Annotated in this window: 20 protein-coding genes; 7 read left to right on the forward strand and 13 right to left on the reverse strand. The window is 71.9% G+C overall.

Translation table 11 applies throughout. The features are described from left to right. The 5 genes from QQY66_RS06495 to QQY66_RS06515 form a co-directional block, all read right to left on the reverse strand. Positions 1-2,985, reverse strand: a complete 2,985-nt coding sequence (locus QQY66_RS06495) for an SMC family ATPase (RefSeq protein WP_301978125.1) — start codon at positions 2,983-2,985, stop codon at positions 1-3. Next, entirely contained in the window at positions 2,982-4,145 is a 1,164-nt protein-coding gene (locus tag QQY66_RS06500; protein ID WP_301978126.1) for an exonuclease SbcCD subunit D, read from the reverse strand. Before QQY66_RS06500 ends, QQY66_RS06495 begins: the two co-directional genes overlap by 4 nt. Positions 4,146-4,253: 108 nt before the next feature. Next, a complete protein-coding gene (locus QQY66_RS06505) occupies positions 4,254-4,880 on the reverse strand; it encodes a YigZ family protein (RefSeq protein WP_301978127.1) in 627 nt (208 codons plus the stop codon). A 64-nt stretch (positions 4,881-4,944) separates the two neighbouring features. Next, the gene (locus QQY66_RS06510) at positions 4,945-5,484 is read right to left on the reverse strand and encodes a histidine phosphatase family protein (RefSeq protein WP_301978128.1); all 540 of its coding nucleotides are present in this window, start codon (positions 5,482-5,484) and stop codon (positions 4,945-4,947) included. Further along, positions 5,481-6,197 (reverse strand): hypothetical protein, encoded by a 717-nt coding sequence (locus QQY66_RS06515; RefSeq protein WP_301978129.1) that lies wholly within the window; start codon positions 6,195-6,197, stop codon positions 5,481-5,483. The genes QQY66_RS06510 and QQY66_RS06515 overlap by 4 nt, the downstream gene beginning before the upstream one ends. Positions 6,198-6,364: 167 nt before the next feature. Here QQY66_RS06515 and QQY66_RS06520 point away from each other — a divergent pair, with 167 nt between their 5' ends. The 3 genes from QQY66_RS06520 (at position 6,365) to QQY66_RS06530 (ending at position 9,060) form a co-directional block, all read left to right on the forward strand. Further along, positions 6,365-6,772 carry a CoA-binding protein gene (locus tag QQY66_RS06520; RefSeq protein WP_301978130.1) on the forward strand — a complete coding sequence of 136 codons (408 nt, stop codon included), beginning with the start codon at positions 6,365-6,367 and terminating at the stop codon, positions 6,770-6,772. Between the two features lie 149 nt (positions 6,773-6,921). Beyond that, positions 6,922-7,767, forward strand: coding sequence for a formylglycine-generating enzyme family protein (locus QQY66_RS06525; protein ID WP_301987192.1), 846 nt, complete (start codon positions 6,922-6,924; stop codon positions 7,765-7,767). A 69-nt stretch (positions 7,768-7,836) separates the two neighbouring features. After that, positions 7,837-9,060: a 4-hydroxybenzoate 3-monooxygenase gene (locus tag QQY66_RS06530; protein ID WP_301978131.1), complete on the forward strand. Its 1,224-nt coding sequence runs from the start codon at positions 7,837-7,839 to the stop codon at positions 9,058-9,060. Between the two features lie 11 nt (positions 9,061-9,071). Here QQY66_RS06530 and QQY66_RS06535 read toward each other — a convergent pair whose 3' ends face one another. Next, on the reverse strand, positions 9,072-9,431 hold the full coding sequence (locus QQY66_RS06535) for a metalloregulator ArsR/SmtB family transcription factor (RefSeq protein WP_301978132.1): 360 nt from the start codon (positions 9,429-9,431) through the stop codon (positions 9,072-9,074). Between the two features lie 62 nt (positions 9,432-9,493). On the opposite strand from QQY66_RS06535, the gene QQY66_RS06540 reads away from it, so the two are divergent. Then, positions 9,494-10,525 (forward strand): cation diffusion facilitator family transporter, encoded by a 1,032-nt coding sequence (locus QQY66_RS06540; RefSeq protein WP_301978133.1) that lies wholly within the window; start codon positions 9,494-9,496, stop codon positions 10,523-10,525. 3 nt (positions 10,526-10,528) lie between these two features. On the opposite strand, the gene QQY66_RS06545 is transcribed toward QQY66_RS06540, so the two are convergent. Both QQY66_RS06545 and QQY66_RS06550 read right to left on the reverse strand, forming a co-directional pair. Continuing rightward, positions 10,529-11,089, reverse strand: a complete 561-nt coding sequence (locus tag QQY66_RS06545) for a YbaK/EbsC family protein (protein ID WP_301978134.1) — start codon at positions 11,087-11,089, stop codon at positions 10,529-10,531. A 23-nt stretch (positions 11,090-11,112) separates the two neighbouring features. Beyond that, positions 11,113-11,685 carry an XRE family transcriptional regulator gene (locus tag QQY66_RS06550; RefSeq protein ID WP_301978135.1) on the reverse strand — a complete coding sequence of 191 codons (573 nt, stop codon included), beginning with the start codon at positions 11,683-11,685 and terminating at the stop codon, positions 11,113-11,115. Between the two features lie 114 nt (positions 11,686-11,799). Here QQY66_RS06550 and QQY66_RS06555 point away from each other — a divergent pair, with 114 nt between their 5' ends. After that, entirely contained in the window at positions 11,800-12,657 is an 858-nt protein-coding gene (locus QQY66_RS06555) for an EamA family transporter (protein ID WP_301978136.1), read from the forward strand. A gap of 10 nt (positions 12,658-12,667) precedes the next feature. Here QQY66_RS06555 and QQY66_RS06560 read toward each other — a convergent pair whose 3' ends face one another. After that, positions 12,668-13,432, reverse strand: coding sequence for an acyltransferase (locus QQY66_RS06560; RefSeq protein WP_301978137.1), 765 nt, complete (start codon positions 13,430-13,432; stop codon positions 12,668-12,670). A 110-nt stretch (positions 13,433-13,542) separates the two neighbouring features. On the opposite strand from QQY66_RS06560, the gene QQY66_RS06565 reads away from it, so the two are divergent. Next, complete coding sequence (locus tag QQY66_RS06565) at positions 13,543-14,073, forward strand: gamma carbonic anhydrase family protein (protein ID WP_301987193.1); 531 nt, start codon at positions 13,543-13,545, stop codon at positions 14,071-14,073. Positions 14,074-14,140: 67 nt separating this feature from the next. On the opposite strand, the gene QQY66_RS06570 is transcribed toward QQY66_RS06565, so the two are convergent. Beyond that, on the reverse strand, positions 14,141-14,785 hold the full coding sequence (locus QQY66_RS06570; RefSeq protein ID WP_301987195.1) for a DedA family protein: 645 nt from the start codon (positions 14,783-14,785) through the stop codon (positions 14,141-14,143). A 120-nt stretch (positions 14,786-14,905) separates the two neighbouring features. After that, the gene (locus QQY66_RS06575) at positions 14,906-16,315 is read right to left on the reverse strand and encodes an MFS transporter (RefSeq protein ID WP_301978139.1); all 1,410 of its coding nucleotides are present in this window, start codon (positions 16,313-16,315) and stop codon (positions 14,906-14,908) included. 201 nt (positions 16,316-16,516) lie between these two features. Here QQY66_RS06575 and QQY66_RS06580 point away from each other — a divergent pair, with 201 nt between their 5' ends. Continuing rightward, entirely contained in the window at positions 16,517-17,401 is an 885-nt protein-coding gene (locus QQY66_RS06580) for a helix-turn-helix domain-containing protein (protein WP_301978140.1), read from the forward strand. Between the two features lie 42 nt (positions 17,402-17,443). Here QQY66_RS06580 and QQY66_RS06585 read toward each other — a convergent pair whose 3' ends face one another. Both QQY66_RS06585 and QQY66_RS06590 read right to left on the reverse strand, forming a co-directional pair. Next, entirely contained in the window at positions 17,444-19,921 is a 2,478-nt protein-coding gene (locus QQY66_RS06585; RefSeq protein WP_301978141.1) for a beta-glucosidase, read from the reverse strand. Between the two features lie 251 nt (positions 19,922-20,172). After that, entirely contained in the window at positions 20,173-21,918 is a 1,746-nt protein-coding gene (locus QQY66_RS06590) for an RICIN domain-containing protein (protein ID WP_301978142.1), read from the reverse strand. Positions 21,919-22,171: the final 253 nt, after the last annotated feature.

A 22,171-nucleotide genomic window follows, 5' to 3' on the forward strand; every position in this document is an offset into this window, starting at 1 on the left:
TCAGCCGACGCCCCGCTGCCGCAGCTCGGAGCCGGCTCTGCCCTTGACGACCTCCAACTGCGCGTGAATGCGTCTGCGCAGGTCGGCGACGTGGCTGACGATGCCGACGCTGCGGTCTCGTTCACGCAGTGAGTCGAGTACGTCGAGTACCTCGTCGAGGGTCTGCTCGTCGAGGCTGCCGAAGCCCTCGTCGATGAAGAGGGTGTCCAGCCGGACGCCTCCCGCCTCGTCCGTGACGACGTCCGCGAGGCCGAGGGCGAGGGCGAGCGAGGCGAAGAACGTCTCGCCGCCCGAGAGGGTCGCCGTGTCCCTCTCGCGCCCGGTCCAGGCGTCGACCACGTGCAGTCCGAGTCCGCTGCGCCCGCGACCGGCGCGGTCGTCGGAGTGGACGAGGGTGTAGCGACCGGAGGACATGCGCCGCAGCCGTACGGTCGCGGCGGCGGCCACCTGTTCCAGGCGGGCGGCCAGCACATACGACTCCAGGCGCATCTTGCGTTCGTTGTCCGCCGAGGTGCCCGCGCTGAGGCCGGCGAGGCGGGCCACCCGGTCGTACTCCTCGCGCAGCGGCGCCAGCCGTCGTACGCCCTGTGCCGATCGCGCGGAGAGCCGGTCGAGTTCGGCGCAGCGCCGGGCCGCCGCGTCGCGGGCGGACGCGGCGTCGCGCAGCCGCTGGGCCGCGGCCGACGCGGCCCGCTCGGCCGCTTCGAGGTCGGCGGGCGGCTGCTGGGCGGCGGCCGCGGTGTCGTCCTCGGCGAGGACCGCGCGGACGGCGGCCTCCTCGGACTGCCAGGCGTCCAGCCGCTGTTGCAGCTCGCGGTGGGCCGCGTCGTCGAGCAGGGCGGACGCCGCGGCCTGCGGGGTGTCGAACCCGGCGCGGAAGGCGGACTCGGCGAGCCGGCCGTCCGCGGCCTTGAGCCGCTCGGCGCTCTCCTCGGCGGCCCGCGCGGCGTCGGCGGCGTCCGAGAGCAGGGCGACCTGCTGCTCCAGCTGCGCCGCCCGCGCGGCCACGCTCGCCGAGGCGCCCCGGGCCTGTGCCAACTCCTCCTTCAGCGCGGCCTTCTCCAGCTCCAGGCGCTCCCGGTGTCCCACCCGCGACGCGGCTCGTACGTCCGCCTCCTGCCGTACGGCGGTGCGCCGCTCGTGCTCCTGCTCGGCCCGGCGCAGCTCCTCGTGCCCGGAGTGCAGCCCGGACGCGTCGCGGCGCGCCTGTTCGTACAGCCGCTCCAACTCCTCTGCCTCTTCGGCGAGTTGGTCCGTTGGCGCGTCTCCGGCCTCCGCGGTGGCAGCGGCCAGGGCTTCCCGTACGAGGCCGAGGCGCCGCTCGTCCTCCGCGCGCTGTTCGTCGGCGCGCTGGTAGGCGGCGAGTGCACGCTCCTCCGCCTCCCGGTCGACGTGCCCGGCGACCTTGCGTGCGGGAGCGGGGTGTTCGGTGGCTCCGCAGACGGCGCAGGGCTCGCCGTCGGTGAGGTTCGCGGCGAGTTCGGCGGCGATGCCGTTCAGGCGCTGCTCCTTGAGGTCCAGCCAGTGGGCGCGAGCCTCGACCGCACGCTCGGCCGAGGCGAGCGCCTGCTGCTGTGCGGCTTCGGTGTCGCCCGCGAACTGGTCCCGCTGCCGGGCCGCCCCGAGCCGCCGCTGGGCGGGTTCGCGCTGTACGGCGAGCTGCTCGGCCCGGGTCGCGGCCTGCTGGGCGTTGTCGATGCGGGCCTGGAGCGCGGCGCGGGTCGCCTCCCACTCGGCGAGCCAGGCCTCCGCCTCCTGGCGGACGTCGTCGTCGGCGCGCTCCTGACGGTCCAGGTGAGCCCGCTCGGCGACGAGTTCGGTCAGCCGGTGTTCGGCGCGACGGGCCGACTCCAGGCCGCCCAGCTCCTCGGCGGCCCGGCGTGCGGCGGCGGCGAGTCCGCCCACGCCGGAGCCGGCGAAGGCCTCCGGCAGCAGGGCACGCGCGCGTGCCTGTGCCGCCGCCGCGCGCCGGTGTTCGGCGTCGGCGGCCTCCCGCAGCTCCAGCGCGGGCGCCACCACCTCCGCCTTGCGGGCCCGCTCCATGCGCGCCTGCGCCTCCCGGTAGGCGTCGACGCGCTCCTCCATCAGCGCCGCGCGCTCGCGTGCCTGAGCGAACCGCTGTTGCAGCCGCGCCAGTTCGCGTACGTCGGCCAGGGCCCGGTCAGCCGCGGCCTGCCCGGACTCGGCGGCCGTGAGGCGGCAGTGGGCGATCGTCAACTGTTCGCGGGCGGTGCTGCGGGCGACGGCGGCGGCGCTCATGACGGCGTCGGCCAGTCCGGGGTCGCCGGGCGCCAGCTCCGCCAGGTCCATGGCGTCGCCCGCCGCCTGCTGCATGCGGTGCGCGTCGGCCAGCAGAGCGGCGTCTTGGTCGCGCACCCGGGCCTCGGTGGCGCGACGGCGCTCGGCCAGGCTCTTCTCGACCTCCGCGAAGCGGTGCGTCTCGAAGAGGCGGCCCAGCAGTCTGCCGCGTGCCTCGGCGTCCGCGCGCAGGAAGCGTGCGAAATCGCCCTGCGGCAACAGCACGACCTGGCAGAACTGCTCGCGGCTCATGCCGAGGAGTTGGGTGATCTCCTCGCCGATCTCCTGGTGGGAGCGGCTGAGGTCCTTCCAGGCGCCGGTGGCGGCGTCGTACTCGCGCAGCCAGCTCTGGGCCTTGTCGAGGGTCGTCCCCACACCTCGCTTCTTCGGCCGCTCCCAGGAGGGCTGCCGGGTCAGCTCCAACCGGCGTCCGGCGACGGTGAGTTCGAGGGTGACCTCGGTGCGGGTACCGGCCGCCGCATGGTCGCTGCGCAGCGAACCGCCCTGGCGGGCACCGGGCACCGAGCCGTACAGCGCGTAGCACACGGCGTCCAGGACCGAGGTCTTGCCGGCGCCGGTCGGTCCGTGCAGGAGGAAGAGGCCGGCCGCCGACAACTCGTCGAAGTCGACGCACTGGGACCCGCCGAAGGGCCCGAAGGCGGTCATGTCCAGGCGGTGCAGCCTCATCGCGCCACCTCCCTCACGGTTCCGTCCGCGCGCACCGCGTCGAACGCGTCCCGCAGCACGGTCCGCTCGTGCTCATCGGGCCCGGCGCCGCGCACATGGGCCACGAAGTCCTCGGCGATCTGCTGGTCGCTGCGGCCGGCGAGCCGCTTGGCGTACGACACGTCAGGATCCTCCGGCGCCCGCTCGGGGTCGAAGACGAGGCTCAGCGTGTGCGGGAAGCGCTCGGTGAGCCGGGCCATCGGGTCGGCCGGGCGGACCGGGTCGATGAGCGTGGCCTCGACCCACGCCTCCTCGTGCCGGGCCAGGCCGGGGTCGGCGAGCAGTTCCTCCAGGGTGCCGCGGATCCGGGCCAGCGCACGAGGCACCGGGCAGTCGACGCGCTCGGCGGTCACCGACCCGTCGGCGGCCAGGTCGACGAGCCACATGGTCTTGCGATGGGCGGCCTCCGAGAAGGAGTACGGCAGCGGGGAACCGGAGTAGCGCACGCGCTCGGTGATGGTCTGGCAGCCGTGCAGATGACCGAGCGCCACATAGTCGACGCCGTCGAACACCCCGGCGGGGACCGAGGCCACCCCGCCGACCGTGATGTCCCGTTCGCTGTCGCTGGCCTCGCCGCCGGTGACGAAGGCGTGCGCGAGGACGACGGAGCGGGTGCCGGGGGCGTGTGTGGCGAGGTCGGAGCGGACGCGGTCCATGGCGGCTGCGAGGACAGCCTCGTGTCCCGGCTTCTCCACCTTGAACTCGCCCTTGACCAGGGCAGGTTCGAGGTAGGGCAGGCCGTAGAACACCACGTCGCCGTGCTCGTCCGCCAGGATCACCGGCATCCCGGCCGACGAGGCATCGGTGCACAGGAAGATGCCCGCGTGTTCCATGAGCCCGGCGCCGACGCCGAGCCGGCGCGCCGAGTCATGGTTCCCGGAGATCATCACCGTCGGCACGCCGAGGTCGGCGAGCCGGTGCAGGGCGTCGTCGAACAGCTCGACCGCGGCGAGCGGCGGGACCGCCCGGTCGTACACGTCTCCCGACACGACCACCGCGTCCACCTCGCGCTCACGCACGGTCGTGACGAGGTGGGCGATGAACTCGGCCTGGGCGTCGAGCATGTTCACGCGGTGGAACGCCCGGCCCAGATGCCAGTCGGAAGTGTGCAGGAGCCTCATGATCCCCGAAGACTAACGGCCGGGTCTGACATCACGGGTGGTTACTCCCGTATCGGCCCGTCATGACGGCACATGCGCTTGCCCGTTATGCGCTCCTTGCCGTTTCTGTCAGGCGTCCCCGTACGCCTCTCCACCCAGTTCGAACCCGGCCGTCCCCGCGGTGGCGTCGGCCAGCCACGCCCGCAACGCCTCCACATCGGCGTCCGGCAGCCCGATCTCGATCGTGACGGCCTCGCCGTAGCGCACGTCCCGCACCTCGCGGCCGGTGGCGCGCAGGTCGTTGTGGACCTTGCCCGCACGCAGGTGGTCGACGGTCACCGTGGCGAGGCGGAAGCGCCTGCGGGTGATCGTGCCGAGGGTGTCCAGGGCCTCGCCCACCGCACCGCCGTACGCCCTGATGAGGCCGCCCGCGCCGAGCTTGACGCCGCCGTAGTAGCGGGTGACGACGGCGACGACGTACCGCATGTCGCGACGGAGCAGCATCTGGAGCATGGGGACGCCCGCGGTGCCGCCGGGTTCGCCGTCGTCGCTCGCCTTCTGGATCGCGGCGTCGGCACCGATGACGTACGCGTAGCAGTTGTGGGTGGCGTCCGCGTGCTCCTTGCGGACGGCCACGACGAAGTCCTGGGCCTCCTGCTCGGTGGCGGCCGGCGCCAGTGCACAGATGAAGCGGGAGCGGTTGACCTCGGTCTCGTGCACGCCCGCGCGGGCCACTGTGCGGTACTCGTCCTGCATCGGGCCAGCCTATGCGCAGGGCACGCGCGCGTGGACAGCTACTTCTTGCCGCTACTTCTTGCCGCTACTTCTTCCCGCGCGGCACCGTCATCGACGTCAGCAGGGCTCCGCCCGGGGCGAGACCCCGCCATGACGTGCCGTACCAGGCCAGGACGGCGATCGCCGACGTCGGGAACTTCACACGGACTCTCTCCAGCGCGTCGTCGAGACTGTCGCCGGCGAGCGCGAGGACCAGTTCTTCCAGGCCGGGGTTGTGCCCGATCAGCAGCAGGGTCTCGACCTCGGCGGACACGTCGTGCACGACGGAAAGCAGGTCGGGGACGTCGGCCGCGTACAGTCTCGGGTCGTGGCGCACCGGCGGCGGGGTGCCCCACTGGGCGGAGGCCAGTTCCCAGGTCTGCCGGGCGCGGACGGCGGTGGAGCACAGCGCCAGGTCCGGCAGACAGTCGGCCTCGGCGAGCGCGATGCCCGCGGCGGGCGCGTCCCGGCGGCCTCGCGGAGCGAGCGGGCGGGCGTGGTCGGCGACGCCGTCCGGCCAGGCGGACTTGGCGTGCCGCAGGACGACCAGGCGGCGCAGGGGGCCGGTTCCGAAGCGGGCGTTCATGACGGGGCCCCCAGGTCGCGGGTGAGGTCGAGACCCAGGAGCCGGTCGGCGTAGGCGTACGTCTCGAAGCGGGCGCCGTCGGGGAGGTCGGGCTCGGTCTCCGCCCACCTCAAGGTCGCCAGCACCTCGGGGACGTCGAGGTCGTCCTCCCAGGCGGTACGGAGCCGTCCGCGCACCTCGTCGGGGACCGGCCGCGAGGGCCGGTGCGCCCAGGCGGCGACGGCACTCCGCCAACGACGCAGCGTCTCGTCCGCCTCGCCGAGAGCGGCCTGGTCGAGCCGCACCGACGCGGCGCGCGGACGGGACAGCAGCGCCAGCCTCAGCGCGGCGGGGTCGGCGCCTTCGGGGGCCTCCGGCTGGACGGGGGCTACGGCGACGCGGACGCCGTCGGGTGCACTGTCGCCCTCGGTCACCACATGGATGACCTGTGCCTCGCCCAGGCCCGGGTCGGCGTCCCGGCTGTGTTCGAAGGGCCGGATGCCGAGTGCCGCCGCGCCCGCCACCAGTTCGGCGGGCTCCCGTTCGCAGCTCAGCAGCGCCCAGACCGGTGTGCCGCCGAGTTCCAGGGCGCGGACGAGCAGATCCGCGGCGAGCAGCACCCGCAGGCCGGTCATGCCGAAGCCCGGCGGATGGGCCTCGACTCGGGTCAGCCCCCGCCGGACGGGAGCGGCGGCGACAAAGTCGCCGGTACGGGCGTCGGTGATGCGCAGCACGGGGTGAGCGTAGGCGGACGGAGGGCCGTACGCAGGATCCGGCGCGAAATCCGGACACGTTGGCGGGAATCAAGAGGGCACGCGAGTCGGCTGGGAACGGGAATCACTGCGCCGCTTCACCCGTTGTGCGCTACGACAGCTCTTCCTCGATGCCCAGGAGGCCAGCGGTGTACGGAGACGCAGCGACGGTCCGCAAGATCCTCACCGAGCTCGGCGACACCTGGGCCGTGGTGGGCCTGTCGAACAACGAGCGGCGCGCGGCCCATGGCGTCGCCGATGTGCTGCAGCGCTTCGGCAAGCGGATCGTGCCCGTCCACCCGAAGGCCGAGACGGTCCACGGAGAGAAGGGATACCCGTCCCTGGAGGCGATCCCCTTCCCAGTCGACGTCGTCGATGTCTTCGTCAACAGCGATCTCGCCGGTGCTGTCGCCGACGAGGCGGTCGCGAAGGGGGCCAAGGCGGTCTGGTTCCAGCTCGACGTCATCGACGAGGCGGCGTACCACCGCACCCGGGCGGCAGGCCTGGAGATGGTGATGGACCGGTGCCCGGCGATCGAGATACCTCGGCTGAGTTAGGGTCCGGACGCGTACCAAGGCGCACTTCACCTTGAGGAACACAGATGCACGAGTCTCCCTGCTGCTCGCCGTCGGGACGCGGGCAGACGCAGCCTCTGGCGCTGTCCGCACCGCCGCCGACGGCGGCAAGAGGCGGCTCCACGGAAGGCATGGTGCTGCTGCCCGGTGGCGAGTTCCTGATGGGCGCGGAGGACAGCGAGGGATTTCCGGCCGACGGTGAGGGTCCGGTCCGGGCGGTGCGGCTCGACGCGTTCCGTATCGACGCGTGCGCGGTGACCAACGAGCAGTTCGCGGCCTTCGTCGACGACACCGGGCACATCACCGATGCCGAGCGCTTCGGCTGGTCGTACGTCTTCGCGGGCTTCCTGCCCGGCGCCCTGCGCCGTGGTGCCCCGCGTCCCGAGCAGACGCCCTGGTGGTGCGGGATCGAGGGTGCGACCTGGCAGCGTCCGGAGGGGCCCGGCAGCACGGTGGAGGACCGCGGCGACCACCCGGTGGTGCATGTGTCGTGGCAGGACGCGGCGGCGTACGCGGCCTGGGGGGGCAAGCGGCTGCCCACGGAGGCCGAGTGGGAGTACGCGGCCCGCGGCGGACTGGAGCAGCGGCGCTATCCCTGGGGCGACGAGCTCAACCCGGGCGGCGAGTTCCGCTGCAACATCTGGCGCGGCAGCTTCCCGACGAAGAACACCGCCGACGACGGCTACCGCGGCACCGCGCCCGTGGACGCCTTCGACCCCAACGGCTTCGGCCTGTACAACGTCTCCGGGAACGTCTGGGAGTGGTGCGCCGACTGGTGGGCCACCGACCACACCACCGTGAACCACATCAACCCCACCGGTCCCGGCTCCGGCACCGCCAAGGTCATCCGCGGCGGCTCGCACATGTGCCACAAGTCGTACTGCAACCGCTACCGCGTCGCGGCCCGCAGCGCCAACACCCCCGACAGCACCAGCGGCCACATGGGCTTCCGCTGCGCGCAGGACATACGTCCGTGAGGCCAGGGCATACGTCCGCGCATCGCATCGGCACTCCCGCGCGGCGCCCCGGCGCCCCATAATGCACGGGTGACCTTCGCCGCCCCCCACCCCAACTCCCCCGCCCCGCAACGCTTTCCGGTCGTCATCGTGGGCGCCGGGCCCGCCGGGCTGACCCTCGGCAACATCCTGCGGGCCGCCTCCGTCGACTGTGTGGTCCTGGAGACCGAGACACGGGAGTTCATCGAGCGCCGGCCGCGGGCCGGAGTCATCGAGGAGTGGGCCGTACGCGGTCTGGAACGGCGCGGCCTCGCCGCGAACCTGCTGGAGCGCGCCCAGCTGCACACCGAGTGCGAGTTCCGCTTCGCCGGCGAGCGGTTCCGGTTCTCGTACGGCGAGCTGACGGGGCAGCATCACTTCGTCTATCCGCAGCCGTTGCTGGTGACGGACCTGGTGCGCGAGTACGCGGACGTGTGGGGCGGCGCCATCCGCTTCGGCGTGCGGGACGTCGAGTTGCACGACCTGGACTCGGACCGGCCGTCGGTGTCGTACCTCTGCCCGGAGACCGGTCAACGGCAGGTCCTGCACTGCGACTTCGTCGCGGGCTGCGACGGGGCGCGCGGAGTGACCCGGACGGTACTGCCGCCCGACCGGACCCGGATCGCGCGCCACGACTACGGCATCGGGTGGCTGGCGCTTCTCGCCGAGGCACCGCAGTCGGCGGACTGCGTGCTGTTCGGCATGCATCCAGGCGGCTTCGCCGGACACATGGCCCGCAGCCCCGAGGTCACCCGCTACTACCTGGAGTGCCCGCCCGGCGACGACCCGGAGAACTGGTCGCACGACAGGGTCTGGTCCGAGCTGCAGGCGCGGCTCGGCGCGGCCGGCGCCCCGCCGCTCACCGAAGGGCGGCTGATCGAGAAGCGCGTCCTCGACATGCACAACTACGTCGTCGAGCCGATGGTGTTCGGGCGGCTGTTCCTGGCGGGCGACGCGGCCCACCTCACCGCACCGATCGCGGCGAAGGGCCTGAACCTCGCCCTGCACGACGCCTTCCTGCTCGGCGACGCGCTCGTCGCCCACCTCACGAAGGGCGACGGCAGCGGCCTTGACGGCTATTCGGCGACCTGCGTGAGCCGTGCCTGGGACTACGCGGAGTTCTCGCAGTGGCTCTCCGAGGTCTACCACGGCACCTCGTCCGGCGACCCGTACCGCGCGGGCACCACCCGCGCCCGGCTGCACCGCCTCTTCGACTCACGCCTGGCGGCTGCGGCGTTCGCGGAGGGCTACCTGGGGCTGAACACCGGCAGCTGACCGCAGTCGCCTCAGTCGTGCACGGGCCGGTCGCTGAGCCGGTGGTCGGCCACGTTCAGCGCCTCGTCCACGAGCCGGCGCAGATGGCCGTCACGCAGCGAGTAGATCACCCGGCGCCCCTCCTTCCGCGTGTTCACCAGCCCCGCCAGCCGCAGCCTGGCCAGGTGCTGGCTCACCGCCGGCCGCGCCGCCCCGCACGCCTCCGTCAGCGTCGTGACGTCGGCCTCCCCCGCCCTGAGGGCGTGCAGCAGCGTGAGCCGGGTGCGGTCGCCGAGCAGCGCCAGGATCTCGGCGGCGAGTGCGAACTGTTCCTCGCCGGGGGTGCGCGGATGCGCATGGTGCGCAGGTGACAGGTGCATGCGTGCGCTCATACGCACATAATGGCGTCGTGGACGGGAAGACGTCCACCAGCACGCAACGGAAGGGGACCCACGTGAGCGACGGGCACCACCACGAACACCACGGCACCCCCCACAGTCACAGTCACTCCCTCCGCCACCGCCTGACCCACCTCCTCACCCCCCACTCCCACGAGACCGCCGACAAGCTCGACTCCGCCCTGGAATCCTCCGCACGCGGCATGCGGGCGCTGTGGGTCTCGCTCGCGGTGCTGGGGGTGACGGCGCTGGCGCAGGCAGTCGTTGTGGCAGTGTCCGGCTCGGTCGCGCTGCTCGGCGACACGGTGCACAACACCGCGGACGCGCTGACCGCCGTACCGCTCGGGATCGCGTTCGTGCTGGGCCGGCGTGCGGCTACGCGGCGGTTCACCTACGGCTATGGACGCGCCGAGGATCTGGCGGGTATCGCGATCGTGCTGACGATCGCCGCGTCCGCGGCCTTCGCGGGGTGGACGGCGATCGAGCGGCTGATCGACCCACGCCCCGTCGAGCACATTCCGGCGGTCGCCGTGGCCGCCCTCGTCGGCTTCGCGGGCAACGAGTGGGTGGCCCGCTACCGGATCAGGGTCGGGCGGGAGATCGGCTCGGCCGCACTGGTCGCGGACGGGCTGCATGCCCGTACGGACGGATTCACGTCACTGGCAGTGCTGTTGGGTGCCGGGGGCGCCGCGTTGGGCTGGCAACTCGCCGACCCGATCGTGGGGTTGGCGATCACGGCCGCGATCACGCTGGTGCTGCGCGACGCGGCACGGGAGGTGTTCCGGCGCGTGATGGACGCCGTCGACCCGGCCCTGGTGGACCGGGCCGAGCAGGCGCTGCGGGAGGTGCCGGGGGTGCGTGAGGTGGGTGAGCTGCGGCTGCGCTGGATCGGGCATCGGCTGCGCGCCGAGGTGGCGGTCGTCGTGGACGGGGATTCGACGGTACGTCAAGCGCATGCCGTCGCCGTGAATGCCGAACACGCGCTGCTGCACGCGATTCCGCGGCTCACCGCGGCCCTGGTGCACGCCGATCCGGCGCCGGTCCCGGGCGAGGCGGATCCGCATCTGACACTGGCCCACCACACCTGAGCGTCACACCGGAACGCCCAGCCCCTCCAGGACCACGGCTCCCGGGAGCTCGGCGAACACCTTCCCCGGCACCAGCAGCTTGCCGCGTCGGCGCCCGCTGCCGACCAGGACGTACGGCAGGTCGACGACGGCGGAGTCCACCAACACCGGCCAGCCGGTGGGCAGTCCGATCGGGGTGATGCCGCCGTACTCCATGCCGGTCTCGCCGGTCGCGGTGTCCATCGACGCGAACGAGGCCTTGCGCGCGCCGAGTTGGCGGCGGACGACGCCGTTGACGTCGACCCGGGCGGTGGACAGGACCACACAGGCGGCGAGCGTGCTCTCGCCGCCGCGCTTGCCCGCGACCACCACGCAGTTCGCGGACTGCTCCAGCAACTCCCGGCCGTAGTGCTCCACGAAGACGGCGGTGTCGGCCCACTCCGGGTCGGTGTCGACGTAGACGATCTGGTCGGCGGGGACGCTGCCGCTCCAGTGGCGTACGGCGTCGGCGACCGGGCGGGTCAGCTCGTCGAGGGAGTCGGGGGCCGGGGCGGCGGTGTCGAAGTGTCCGATGGGTGCGTCCATGACCGCACGGTAACAGGGCCGCTTCAGTGCACGGGCGGGACCGAGACCGCCATGACCATACGCATCGGCGCGTCGCCCGTATTGCCGTACACGTGCGGGGTGTTGGCCTCGAAGGAGGCGCTCGAGCCGGCCGGGACCCGGTACTCCACGCCGTCGACCGTGAGAGTGAGTTCGCCTTCCGTGACGTGCAGAAGCTCGACCGTGCCGGTGGGGTGCGGATCCGAGGGGCTGCTCTCGCCCGGCATCAGGAGCCACTGCCACATCTCCAGCGGGCCGGGGGCCTCGGCGCCCGCGAGGAGGAGGTTGTAGCTGCCGGCGTCGGTGTGCCACAGCCGTACGGCCTGCTCGGCGGGGACGATACGGACCTTCGGGCCCTGCCCGTAGTCGAGGAGGGTGGTGATGCTGATCCCGAGGGCGTCGCCGATCTTGACGACCGTGCCGAGGCTGGGATTGGTGCGGGCCTGCTCGATCTGGATGAGCATGCCGCGGCTGACGCCGGACCGGCCGGCGAGCACGTCCAGCGTGTAGCCGCGCACCGATCGCCAGTGCTTGACGTTGCGCGCCAGGGATTGGGTCAGCAGGTCGAGGTCCGACACATTCCGTCCAACATCTAGGTCAATATTCTGGATGACAACGTTCAGTTCATTGAACTACGGTGGAGTGCAACCGACGCACCCATGTGTTCACCGAACTGTACTGCGAGGGTACCCGTGACAGCATTCTTCGCCCTGGCCAGCAGCCTGTTGTGGGGGCTGGCCGACTTCGGCGGCGGACTGCTGACCCGGCGCACCCCGGCGCTCACCGTGGTCGTCGTCTCGCAGACGATCGCGGCTGCGGTACTCGGCGTGATCGTGGTGGTCACGGGCGCCTGGAGCGAGGCCGGTCCACGGCTGTGGTTCGCGATCGCGGCCGGGCTCGTCGGGCCGGTCGCCCTCCTCTGCTTCTACAAGGCACTGGCGCTCGGGCCGATGGGCGTGGTCTCCCCGCTCGGCACGCTGGGCGTCGCCGTCCCGGTCGGTGTCGGGCTCTTCCTGGGTGAGCGGCCCGGCCTGGTGCAGGTCGCGGGGGTAGCGGTCGCCGTCCTCGGTGTCGTCCTCGCGGGCGGACCACAGCTCAGGGGCGCGCCGGTGCAGCGCCAGGCCATCCTGCTCACGCTGATCGCGGCGTTGGGCTTCGGCGCGGTGTTCGCGCTGATCGCGGAGGCGTCGACGACCGTCACGGGTCTCTTCCTCGCCCTCTTCGTGCAGCGCGTGACGAACGTGGCGGCGGGCGGCCTCGCGCTCTACGCCTCCGTGAAGAAGGGCGCCGCGGCCGTCCCGGAGGGCGGCTTCCTGTGGGCCTCGCTGCCCGCGCTGGCCTTCGTCGGACTGGCGGACGTCGCGGCGAACGGCACCTACTCGATCGCCGCCCAGCACGGCCCGGTCACCGTGGCCGCGGTACTCGCCTCGCTCTACCCGGTGGTGACCGCCCTGGCCGCACGCGGCTTCCTCAGCGAACGGCTGCGCACGATCCAGGCGGCCGGCGCGGGCCTCGCCCTGGTCGGCACGCTGCTGCTGGCGACGGGCTGACCGGGGCCGCTCAGGCCTCGGCGTCCAGCTGCGCGAGCCTGGCCGCGGCCTCCTCGTCCAACTCCCCCAGCGCCAGCAACTGCTCCGGCGTGACCCCGTCCGGAATCGGCACGGGCGCCGGGGTCCTCAGCGGCGGCTGCCAGCCCTCGCCGGGAGTCCAGCGTCGTACGACCCGGGCGGGCGCGCCCGCCACCACGGCATGGTCGGGCACCACGCCTCGTACGACCGCCCCCGCCGCCACCACGACGTTCCGGCCGATCCGGGCGCCGGGCAGGATCACCGCGCCGGTGCCGATCCAGCAGCCCGGACCGATCTCCACCGGCTCCATCCGCGGCCACTGCTTGCCGATGGGCTGGTGTGGATCGTCGTAGGAGTGGTTCGTGGACGTGACATAGACGTACGGCCCGAAGTAGCAGTCGCTGCCGATGGTGACCGTCGTGTCGGCGATGACATGGCTGCCACGGCCCAGGACCACTCCGTCGCCTATGCGCAGGATCGGCTCCGGGCCGAGGTCCAGGTCGGGCATCAGACCGGCGGTCAGGGTCACCTGCTCGCCGACGATGCAGTGGGAGCCGAGGTGGATCCAGGGTTCGCCGAAGACCGTGCCGAGCGGGAAGGCGAGGCGGGTGGCTTCGCCGATCGCGCCGAAGTGGAACCGGCCGGGGCTCTCGGCCGTCACCGAACCCGTGCGCTGCGCCCAGGCCCAGCCCGCGTGGACGGCGCGCTGCGTGAGGCTGCGCCGCCAGGACGAGAACGTGTTCTTGCGCTTGAGCACCCGCTTACCGTACTGAGCGTTCGGCCGCCTTATGAGGTCGAGGGGCTGTGATCTTCGCCCTACCAGGTGGCGGTAGCGTTCCGGTGTACCGCGGACGACAGGAGACGGTGATGACGCACAAAGCGCTGATCAAGGGCATCGGCGGCAGGGAGCCGAAGATCGACATGGAGGCTTTCGTGGCGCCCACGTCCACGGTGATCGGGGATGTGACGCTGGAGGCTGGGGCGAGCGTCTGGTACGGCGCGGTGGTGCGCGGTGACGTGGAGCGGATCTCTGTCGGGGTTCAGAGCAATATCCAGGACAACTGCACGTTGCATGCCGACCCCGGTTTCCCTGTGAGCATCGGTGCGCGGGTGTCCGTGGGGCACAACGCGGTGGTGCATGGGGCGAGCGTTGAGGACGACTGCCTGATCGGGATGGGGGCGACTGTGCTGAACGGTGCGGTGATCGGGGCGGGGTCTCTTGTTGCCGCGCAGGCGTTGGTGCCGCAGGGGATGCGGGTGCCGCCGGGTTCCTTGGTTGCGGGCGTTCCCGCGAAGGTGAAGCGGGAGTTGACTGAGGAAGAGCGTCAGGGGGTCACGCTCAACGGGACGATGTATGCGGAGTTGGCCACGGCACACCGGGAAGAGCACGGGGGCTAGAGGGTCGTACGCGGTCTGCGGGTTGGATGTGGCTTGTCGCGCAGTTCCCCGCGCCCCTGGCGGCGTTCTACTCCCCGGCGCCTACCGGCTCCGGCTCCTTCTGTGCGACCTGGGTCTTCTTTGCCTTGCGCTTGATGATCAGCATCGACGTCAGGCCGATCAGGACCGCTGCCACCAGGCCCAGCCAGGAGAAGCGCTTCAGCCAGGACTCGGCCACGATGCCGACGTAGTAGATGACTGCCGTCGTGCCGCCTGCCCAGAGGATGCCGCCGAAGACGTTGGCGATGAGGAACTTCCAGTACGGCATGTGCAGTACGCCGGCGAGGGGGCCGGCGAAGATGCGGAGGAGGGCGACGAAGCGGCCGAAGAAGACGGCCCACATGCCCCACTTCTGGAAGGAACGCTCGGCGGTGGCGACATGGCCCTCGCTGAAGTGCTTGGGGAACTTCTTGCCGAGCCAGGCCAGCAGGGGGCGTCCGCCCTTGCGGCCGATGGCGTAACCGATCGAGTCGCCGATGATGGCGCCGGCGCTGGCGCACGCTCCGAGGATGAAGGGGTCGATGTCGCCGTGCTGGGAGGCGAGCAGCGCGGAGGAGACCAGGATGATCTCGCCCGGCAGCGGGATGCCCAGGCTCTCCAGGCCGATCACCACACCCACCAGTGCGTAGATGGCGACCGCGGGTACCGTCTCGAGCCATTCCTGGACGTGCAACGCCGCTTCCTCCCGATTCGCGCCCTGCTTCATTTCCCGGCGTGCGCCCGGAGCCGGGCGCACGCCGGGAAGCCTACCGGGTCACACTGGCACCACGGCGTCCCACAGGTTGCAGGGCGTTCACCGGGTGCTCGCCCGGGTGTCGCGCAGGAACACGGCGCTGGTCAGGACGCCCAGGAGCACGATGGCCGCGTTCACGGCGATGGCTGCCTTCAGGCCGTCAAGGATCGCCGCCGTGCCGGTTCCGGTCATGGCCGCGGCGGCGACCGCGGCCATGACGGGCGTTCCCATGGTGATGCCGACCTGCTGGGTCATGGTGGCGAGGCCGGTGGCCAGTCCCTGCTCGTGGTCGGCGAGACCGGAGGTGGCTGTGACCATGAAACCGACGATGACGAGCATGTTGCCCACGCCGCCGGCGAAGGTGGCGACCAACACCAACCACATCCAGGACCGGTCGTCGCCGAGTCCGAGGAGTGCGGCCGTGAACACGGTCTGCAGGATGCCGCCCACGATCAGCGTCGGCCTGCTGCCGGCCCTCCCGATGACCTTCGGGGCGATGGTGCCGCCGACGACCGTGCCGACGCCGAGCACACCGAAGGACAGGCCGGCCGCCAGCGGGGAGAAGCCGAGCACTTCCTGGAGGTAGAGGGTCAGCAGGAAGACGAGGGAGGTCTCGGTGAGGAACGCGATCAGACCGGCGACATTGCCCCAGGCCACCGACCGCTTGCGGAGCACGCCGAGCGGCACCAGCGGCGCGGGCACCCTGGCCTCCACGGCGTAGAACACCAGCAGCAGCACCGCTCCGGCAGCCAGCGACAGCAGCGCCTGCGCCGAGCCCCAGCCGTGCTCACCGGCCTGGGTGAAGCCGAAGACGACGGCGAGGAGACCGAGCGTCACGCTGACGGCGCCGGGCACGTCCAGCTTCGGGCGCTCGTCGGGCCGGGACTCCTGGATGACCGTCGGGGCGACGAACAGGACGACCAGGGCCACGGGCACGTTGATGAAGAACGCCCAGCGCCACGACAGCAGGTCCGTGAGCAGACCGCCGAGGACGGCTCCGGTGGTGAACCCGGCGGACATCAGCGCCCCGTTGAGGCCGAGCGCCTTCTCACGCAGCGGCCCCTCCGGGAACGAGGTCGTCAGCAGTGACAGGCCGGCCGAGGTCACCGCTGCCGTGGCCAGGCCCTGGAAGACCCGCGCCGCGATCAGCATCTCCGGGCTCTGCGCCAGGCCGCCCACCAGCGAGGCAGCGGCGAGCACCACGAGACCGCCGAGGAACAGCCGCCGCCGGCCGAACAGGTCCGCGACCCGGCCGAAGAGCAGCGTGAAGCCGGCCGCGCAGAGGGCGAAGGCGGTGGCGATCCACTGGAGGTGCGTCAGCGAGAAGCCCAGGCCCGCACCGATCACCGGCAGTGCAACGTTCAGGATCGAGAAGTCCACGGCGAGCATGAACTGGGCGGCGAGCAGCAGCACCAGCACGAGCTTCAGCCGGGGGGTGAGTGCGGTGGCCGGAGCCACGGTGACGGACATCGTGTCGAGTCCCTTTCTCTCACGCGGCGTTGCGAGGCGTTGTGGAGAAAGAGGCTCGTCGGCCCTCGGCATCCCAGCCAGAACCCTCTGCCGGGCAGCAAGCGCGAGGGTAGTCATCACATGACCACCCTCGCGGCATCCGGACGCCGGGCACCGTTGGCATCATGGGGGTCGAAGCGGCCCACCACCCGGGAGGCATCGATGGACGCCCCGTCCGAGCTGGGGGACTTCCTCAAGTCCCGCCGTGCCGCCCTGCGTCCCGAGGACGTCGGCATCGCCCCGCAGCCGTCCCGCCGACGCGTCCCGGGGTTGCGCCGCGAGGAGCTGGCCATGCTGGCGGGCGTCAGCATCACGCACTACACCCGGCTGGAACAGGGCCGCGCCCTGGGTGCCTCGGACTCGGTGCTGAACGCCATCGCGCGCACCCTGCGTCTCACCGCGGACGAGACCGCCCACCTCAAGAACCTCGCCCGGCCCACGTCCGCACGACGCCCCGCCGCTCCTCGGGTGTCGCACGCCGGACACTCGGCACGGCAGCTGCTCGCGGCCATGACCGACGTGCCCGCGCTCGTCCTGGACCGGCGTAACGACGTCGTCGCCTGGAACCGTCTGGGCCACGCACTGCTCGCCGGACACCTGGCGCCCGACAGCCCCGACACTGCGGCGGCCCGCCCCAACCTGACCCGGATGCTCTTCCTGGACGAGCGGTACCGCGGGCTGTTCACCGATTGGCACGAGGAGGCGCAGCTGGGCGTCGCCTCGCTGCGGCTGGTCGCCGGACGGCATCCGGACGACCGCTCGCTGGCCGAGCTGATCGGTCAACTCTCCATGAACTGCCGCGAGTTCGCCGCCCTGTGGGCCCGGCATCCGGTGCGCACCTGCACCTCGGGCGTGAAGCACGTGCGCCATCCGCTGGTCGGCGCGATGGACCTCAGCTTCGAGAACCTCGTCATCCCCGGCAGCTCCGGCCGGCGACTGATCGCCTACACCGCGGAGCCCGGCACCCCCTCCGAGGCCGCGCTGCGCCTGCTGGCCGGTGCCACGGCCGCGGCGACCGAGGGCGCCGCCGCGACTGTGCGGTCTTGAGAGCCGTCGTACGAACGCCCCCGGCGCGTGTGCCCCGACGCCCTATCCGCGTACCTCTCCCAGTCCCCGCAGCCGCAGATCCCGCGCCGACGCCCCGACCCACACCACGCGCAGGCCCGTGCCGAGTGCCCAGTCATGGCGGTTCGGGTCCCACGAGGAGAGGGTGCGGGCGGCGACGTGCACGGTGACGCGGCGCTGTTCGCCCGGGAGCAGGGAGAGTCGCCGATAGGCGCCCAGCACCCGTACGGCCTGGTCGAGTGGGAGGTCGGGCGATTTCCCGACGTACACCTGCGGCACGGCGACACCGGCGCGCCGGCCCGTGTTGCGGACGGTGAAGGTGACGTCGAGCCCGCGGCCGGCGGGGCGCACGGACAGGTCCTCGTAGGAGAAGGAGGTGTACGACAGCCCGTGCCCGAAGGGGAACAGGGGCGGCACGCCCTCGGCCTCGTACCAGCGGTAGCCGAGGTGGATGCCCTCCGTGTACTCCTCACGGCCGCCGACACCGGGGTAGCGGGCGGCGTTGCCGGCGACGGGATGGTGGTCGTCGTCGACGGGGAAGGTCTGGGTGAGCCGGCCGCCGGGGTCGCAGTCTCCGAACAGGACGGCGGCGGTGGCGGCGGCGCCCTCCTGGCCCGGGTAGTACATCTGGAGCACGGCGCCGGTGCGCGTGAGCCATGGCATCGACGTGGCGCACGAGGTGTTGAGGACGACGGTGGTGCGCGGGTTCGCCGAGGTCACCGCGTCGATCAGCTCATCCTGGTGGCCGGGGAGCGCGATGGTGGTGCGGTCCTGGCCCTCGGTGGCGTCCTCGTAGGCGAACAGGACGACATGCCGGGCGGCGCGAGCGGCCCGTACCGCCTCGGCGACGTCCTGCGTGCGGATCGCGCCGGTGGTGTGCCGCAGCCGGAACAGCTGGCCGGTGTCCCCGCCCCGCGCGGTGATCTTCAGGGTGTGCTTGCCCTTGGTGAGGCGCAGGGTCGTGCGGCGCACGGACAGCTGGTCGGGCGCGGTGTAGATGAGGCCGCCGCTGAACCATTCGCCGTAGCCGGGCTTGACCGGGAAGAGTTCCTTGCCGTCGACGAGGACCTTGGGGCGGAGGTCGGCCGCGCCCGAGTAGTGGATGACGAAGGTCCATTCATCGGTTTCGGCGACGGTCAGTTCACCGTCGTATGTCCATGTCTTCCCGGCACCGACGCCCTGGCCCTCGCTCTTGAAGCCGGGGGAGAGCGCGGACGCCGGGAGCGGTCTGCCGTAGAGGTCCTCGCCGAGCGCGTACGTCACCTTCGCGGCCCGTCCGGCGCGCACCCGGATGGCGTCGAGGGGGCTGTCGGCGCGGTCGGGGACGACATGGGCGCTGCCGCCGCCGCTGACGAAGGGCAGTTCGCCGGTCGGGCCGATCACCGCGATGTCCCCGGCGGCCAGCGGGAGGGTGCCGCGCTCGTTGTGCAGCAGGGTCGCGCCCGCCTTGGCGACCTCCAGGGCGACGGCCGCACCCGCCTTGGCGTCCCGGTCGGGGCGGGTCGGGGCGCTGCCGTCGAGCAGCCCGAAGCGGTCCATCACGGTGAGGATGCGGCGTACCGCCTGGTCGATGTGCTGCTCGGGCACGCTGCGGTTCTGCGCGGCCTTCTTCAGGGCCTCGCCGAAATAGACGTCGCCCGGCATCTCCATGTCGAGCCCGGCGGTGAGGGCCTTGGCGGTGCTGTGCGCGGCCCGCCAGTCCGTCATCACCCAGCCGTCGAAGCCCCACCGGGTGCGCAGGATGTCGGTGAGGAGGGCCTTGTTCTCGCAGGCGTAGGTGCCGTTGACCTTGTTGTACGCGCCCATGACCGCGCCGGTACCGGCCTGCACGGCCGCTTCGAAGGGACGCAGTTCGGTCTCGTGCATGGTCTGCTCGTCGACCCGCACATCGACGGTCGTACGGTCCTTCTCCTGGTTGTTCATCGCGAAGTGCTTGACGGTCGCGATGAGCCCCTCGCCCTGGATGCCCTCGATCTCGGCGGCGACCAGGTCGGAGGAGAGCAGCGGGTCCTCGCCGAAGGTCTCGAAGTTGCGGCCCGCGTACGGGGTGCGGATGAGGTTGACCATCGGGGACAGCAGGACGTCCTGGCCGAGGGCGCGGCCCTCGCGTCCGATGACCTGTCCGTAGCGGCGGGCGAGGGCGGGGTCGAAGGCGGAGGCCAGCAGGACGGGGGCGGGCAGGGCGGTGGCGTGCCGGGTGACGCGGACTCCGGCCGGGCCGTCGGCGAGGCGCAGTGGCGGGATGCCGAGGCGTTTCACGCCGGGGACGTAGCCCGCCTGGCCCAGTGTGGCGGGGTCGGTGGCGCCGTGCAGCAGGGAGATCTTCTCGTCGAGGGTGAGCTTGGCGATGAGCGCCTCGACGCGGGGTGCGGCCCCCGCACCGGGCTTGCCCTGCGCGTGGGCGCGCGACGGCGGGGTGAGTCCGCCGGAGGCCGCCGCGGCGACGGCGATCGCGGCGCCCAGCAGACGCAGCGTGGATCGCCGGGAGACGGTGTCGGTCATGGGCCGTCACTCCTTCGGTGTGCGGGCACGACGGTGTGACCGCGGACGCGCCGGGCGCCCGTGGCTGCATTCGCCCTCTGAAACGCACTATGCGCCAGAACCGACTTGACACTCCGTTAGACACCACGGGCGGGACGGGAAAACTATGTGCGAGGGTGACTCGTGTCAGTGGCCTGACCGCACCCGATCGCATCAACGATCTGAGCAGGAACCGAGGACGGGGTCACCCCCCGGGCAGGGTGACCCCGTGATCAGTGGAGAGCGGCTTCAAGAGTCGCGACGACGGACGCGGTCGCCGCTGACGCCGCGTGCAGGACATGACCCTGGGCCGGAAGGCCGTCGGCACGCGCTCCCGGTGCCTCGGCATCGGGCTCGGACCCGGCCACGGCCTGGACGGAACGCGTCTGGTACTGCTCGGGCGGATCGTCCGGGCCCTGCTCCGAGGGCCGGTCCGGAGCCTTCCGCACCTCCGGCTCGGGGGCACTGGACTCCTCGGGCGCGTCGCTCCCCGGTTCGAGCACCCACCTCTGCTTCGGGGATCCGTCCCGGTCGGTGACGACCACGTCCTTGCCCGGACCGGGTGCGACGGCCTGCCCGTTGCGCCAGCGCAGCAGCAAGTCGCCGTGCACGGTCAAGTCGTACTGCACCTGCCCCGCGTGCACCACACAGCCGGACAGCGCGACCGCTCCCCGGTCGGCGTCGGAGCCGAGGCAGAGGGACGGATCGGCGAGGCTGCGCAACAGACCGTCGTTCTCGTACGACCACCGCTGCGACCCGGCGGACGAACAGGCCGCCAGTACGGCAGCCGTACCGGGCTCCACCCGGCCGTCGCGCACATCGAGGCACGCGTCGGCTGCCGGATTGCGGAACCTGCCGTGGCCGACCTCCGACGGCCGCTGCGCGGAGGCGGACGACGGCTGGGACGCCGCGCTCGGCCGACCGGAACTGCCGCTGGGCACCCCCCAGGTGGCCTGCGCGCCAGGGACACCGTTGTCTTCGGACCAGCCCTTGGCGGTGAGCACGGTGGCCAGCAGCGCGAGGGAGGTCAGGCCGATTCCGACGACGACGGCCTTGGTGTGCCGTCGGGCCGGGGCGAGGAGGCCGGCGGGTGCGGGACGGTGACGTCCGCCGCTTCTCGGACGGGCGAAGGCGCGTGCGGCGGGCAGCTCACGGCCCCCACCGCGGCCGGGCCGTGAGTCGAGATAGCGGACCGCGCCCCAGCCGAGCACCGTTTCGGCGAGCAGCACTTCCAGGCCGCCCTCGAAATGACTCAGCTGCTCGGCGGCGTGACGGCAGTACCGACACTCCATCAGATGACGTCGGACATCCGGCAGCAGCGCCCCGCCACGGCGAATCGGGACATCGAGGAGGCGGTTGTAGAAGCGGCATTCCGCAGAGGGCGCGAGTTCCCGGTGGGCGCGCACACAGCCCGCCCGGAATTGCTCCCGAGCCTGCTCGAGAGCGGCCGTCGCAGTGCCCGAATCCACCCCCAACAGACCAGCTGGTACGGATATGGGGTCGGCCTCGGCCTCGGTGTGCCAGAGCAGGCATTGCGAGGCCCCCGGAAGGGCTCGGAAAGCGCGCTCGGCGAGCCGCCGCCTTTCGGGCGTCACGGAGCGCGCCGCAAGCAGTCCGCGACCACCGGTCGGTTTGCGGAGTTCGGGCAGCACCGTGGAAATGCTCTCCTCGGCGGCCCACTCCTTGACGGTGTCCCGTACGGCCGCGAGGAGTCGGGGCCGCAGCGCGCCGCCGGTGGGCCGGCCGAGCACCTGATGGAACGCGGCGGTGGCCGCCATCGCCGCTGAACTCTCCGTGGAGGCCAGGCAGATGACTGCGTAGTCGTACGTCGCCCGCCAGTGCCGGGTCAGCAGCAGCGCGACGGCACGGCCACCGCCGTCGGGGCCGTTCAGCTGGGCGACGAGATTGCGGTCGGACTCCCCCTGGCTCACTCCGGGCCGCGGCGCGTACGGGGGCCGTGGGGGGTAGGGAGATTGCACTGAACCATTTCCTTCCAAGCCGCTGGACGGCAATGCGAATGACGTCCGTCGGAAAGCAGGCGCCTGATTGGTGCAGACCGGAGAAAGAACCCTGACCATTACCTCCTCACGGGAGGCTCACTTTCGCACAAGCGCCTCACAGGAAACAAGAAGTTCGAGTGACTGATGTTCAAAACGCGAGAAATTCAGACTGTTACCAGCGGTATCCGTACCCGCATTCGAAAAATGCCGGAGTACGGCCGTCAAGTTGTGT

It is taken from the genome of Streptomyces sp. DG2A-72 (genome assembly GCF_030499575.1).
GTDB lineage: Bacteria > Actinomycetota > Actinomycetes > Streptomycetales > Streptomycetaceae > Streptomyces.

Excerpts from the sequence above, each read along its gene's own strand:
- QQY66_RS06525 (WP_301987192.1), top strand. The coding sequence starts at position 6,922 with ATGGTGCTGCTGCCCGGTGGCGAGTTCCTGATGGGCGCGGAGGACAGC.
- QQY66_RS06510 (WP_301978128.1), bottom strand. The coding sequence starts at position 5,484 with ATGAACGCCCGCTTCGGAACCGGCCCCCTGCGCCGCCTGGTCGTCCTG.
- QQY66_RS06585 (WP_301978141.1), bottom strand. The coding sequence starts at position 19,921 with ATGACCGACACCGTCTCCCGGCGATCCACGCTGCGTCTGCTGGGCGCC.
- QQY66_RS06580 (WP_301978140.1), top strand. The coding sequence starts at position 16,517 with ATGGACGCCCCGTCCGAGCTGGGGGACTTCCTCAAGTCCCGCCGTGCC.
- QQY66_RS06495 (WP_301978125.1), bottom strand. The coding sequence starts at position 2,985 with ATGAGGCTGCACCGCCTGGACATGACCGCCTTCGGGCCCTTCGGCGGG.
- QQY66_RS06505 (WP_301978127.1), bottom strand. The coding sequence starts at position 4,880 with ATGCAGGACGAGTACCGCACAGTGGCCCGCGCGGGCGTGCACGAGACC.
- QQY66_RS06535 (WP_301978132.1), bottom strand. The coding sequence starts at position 9,431 with ATGAGCGCACGCATGCACCTGTCACCTGCGCACCATGCGCATCCGCGC.
- QQY66_RS06575 (WP_301978139.1), bottom strand. The coding sequence starts at position 16,315 with ATGTCCGTCACCGTGGCTCCGGCCACCGCACTCACCCCCCGGCTGAAG.
- QQY66_RS06565 (WP_301987193.1), top strand. The coding sequence starts at position 13,543 with ATGACGCACAAAGCGCTGATCAAGGGCATCGGCGGCAGGGAGCCGAAG.
- QQY66_RS06545 (WP_301978134.1), bottom strand. The coding sequence starts at position 11,089 with ATGGACGCACCCATCGGACACTTCGACACCGCCGCCCCGGCCCCCGAC.
- QQY66_RS06500 (WP_301978126.1), bottom strand. The coding sequence starts at position 4,145 with ATGAGGCTCCTGCACACTTCCGACTGGCATCTGGGCCGGGCGTTCCAC.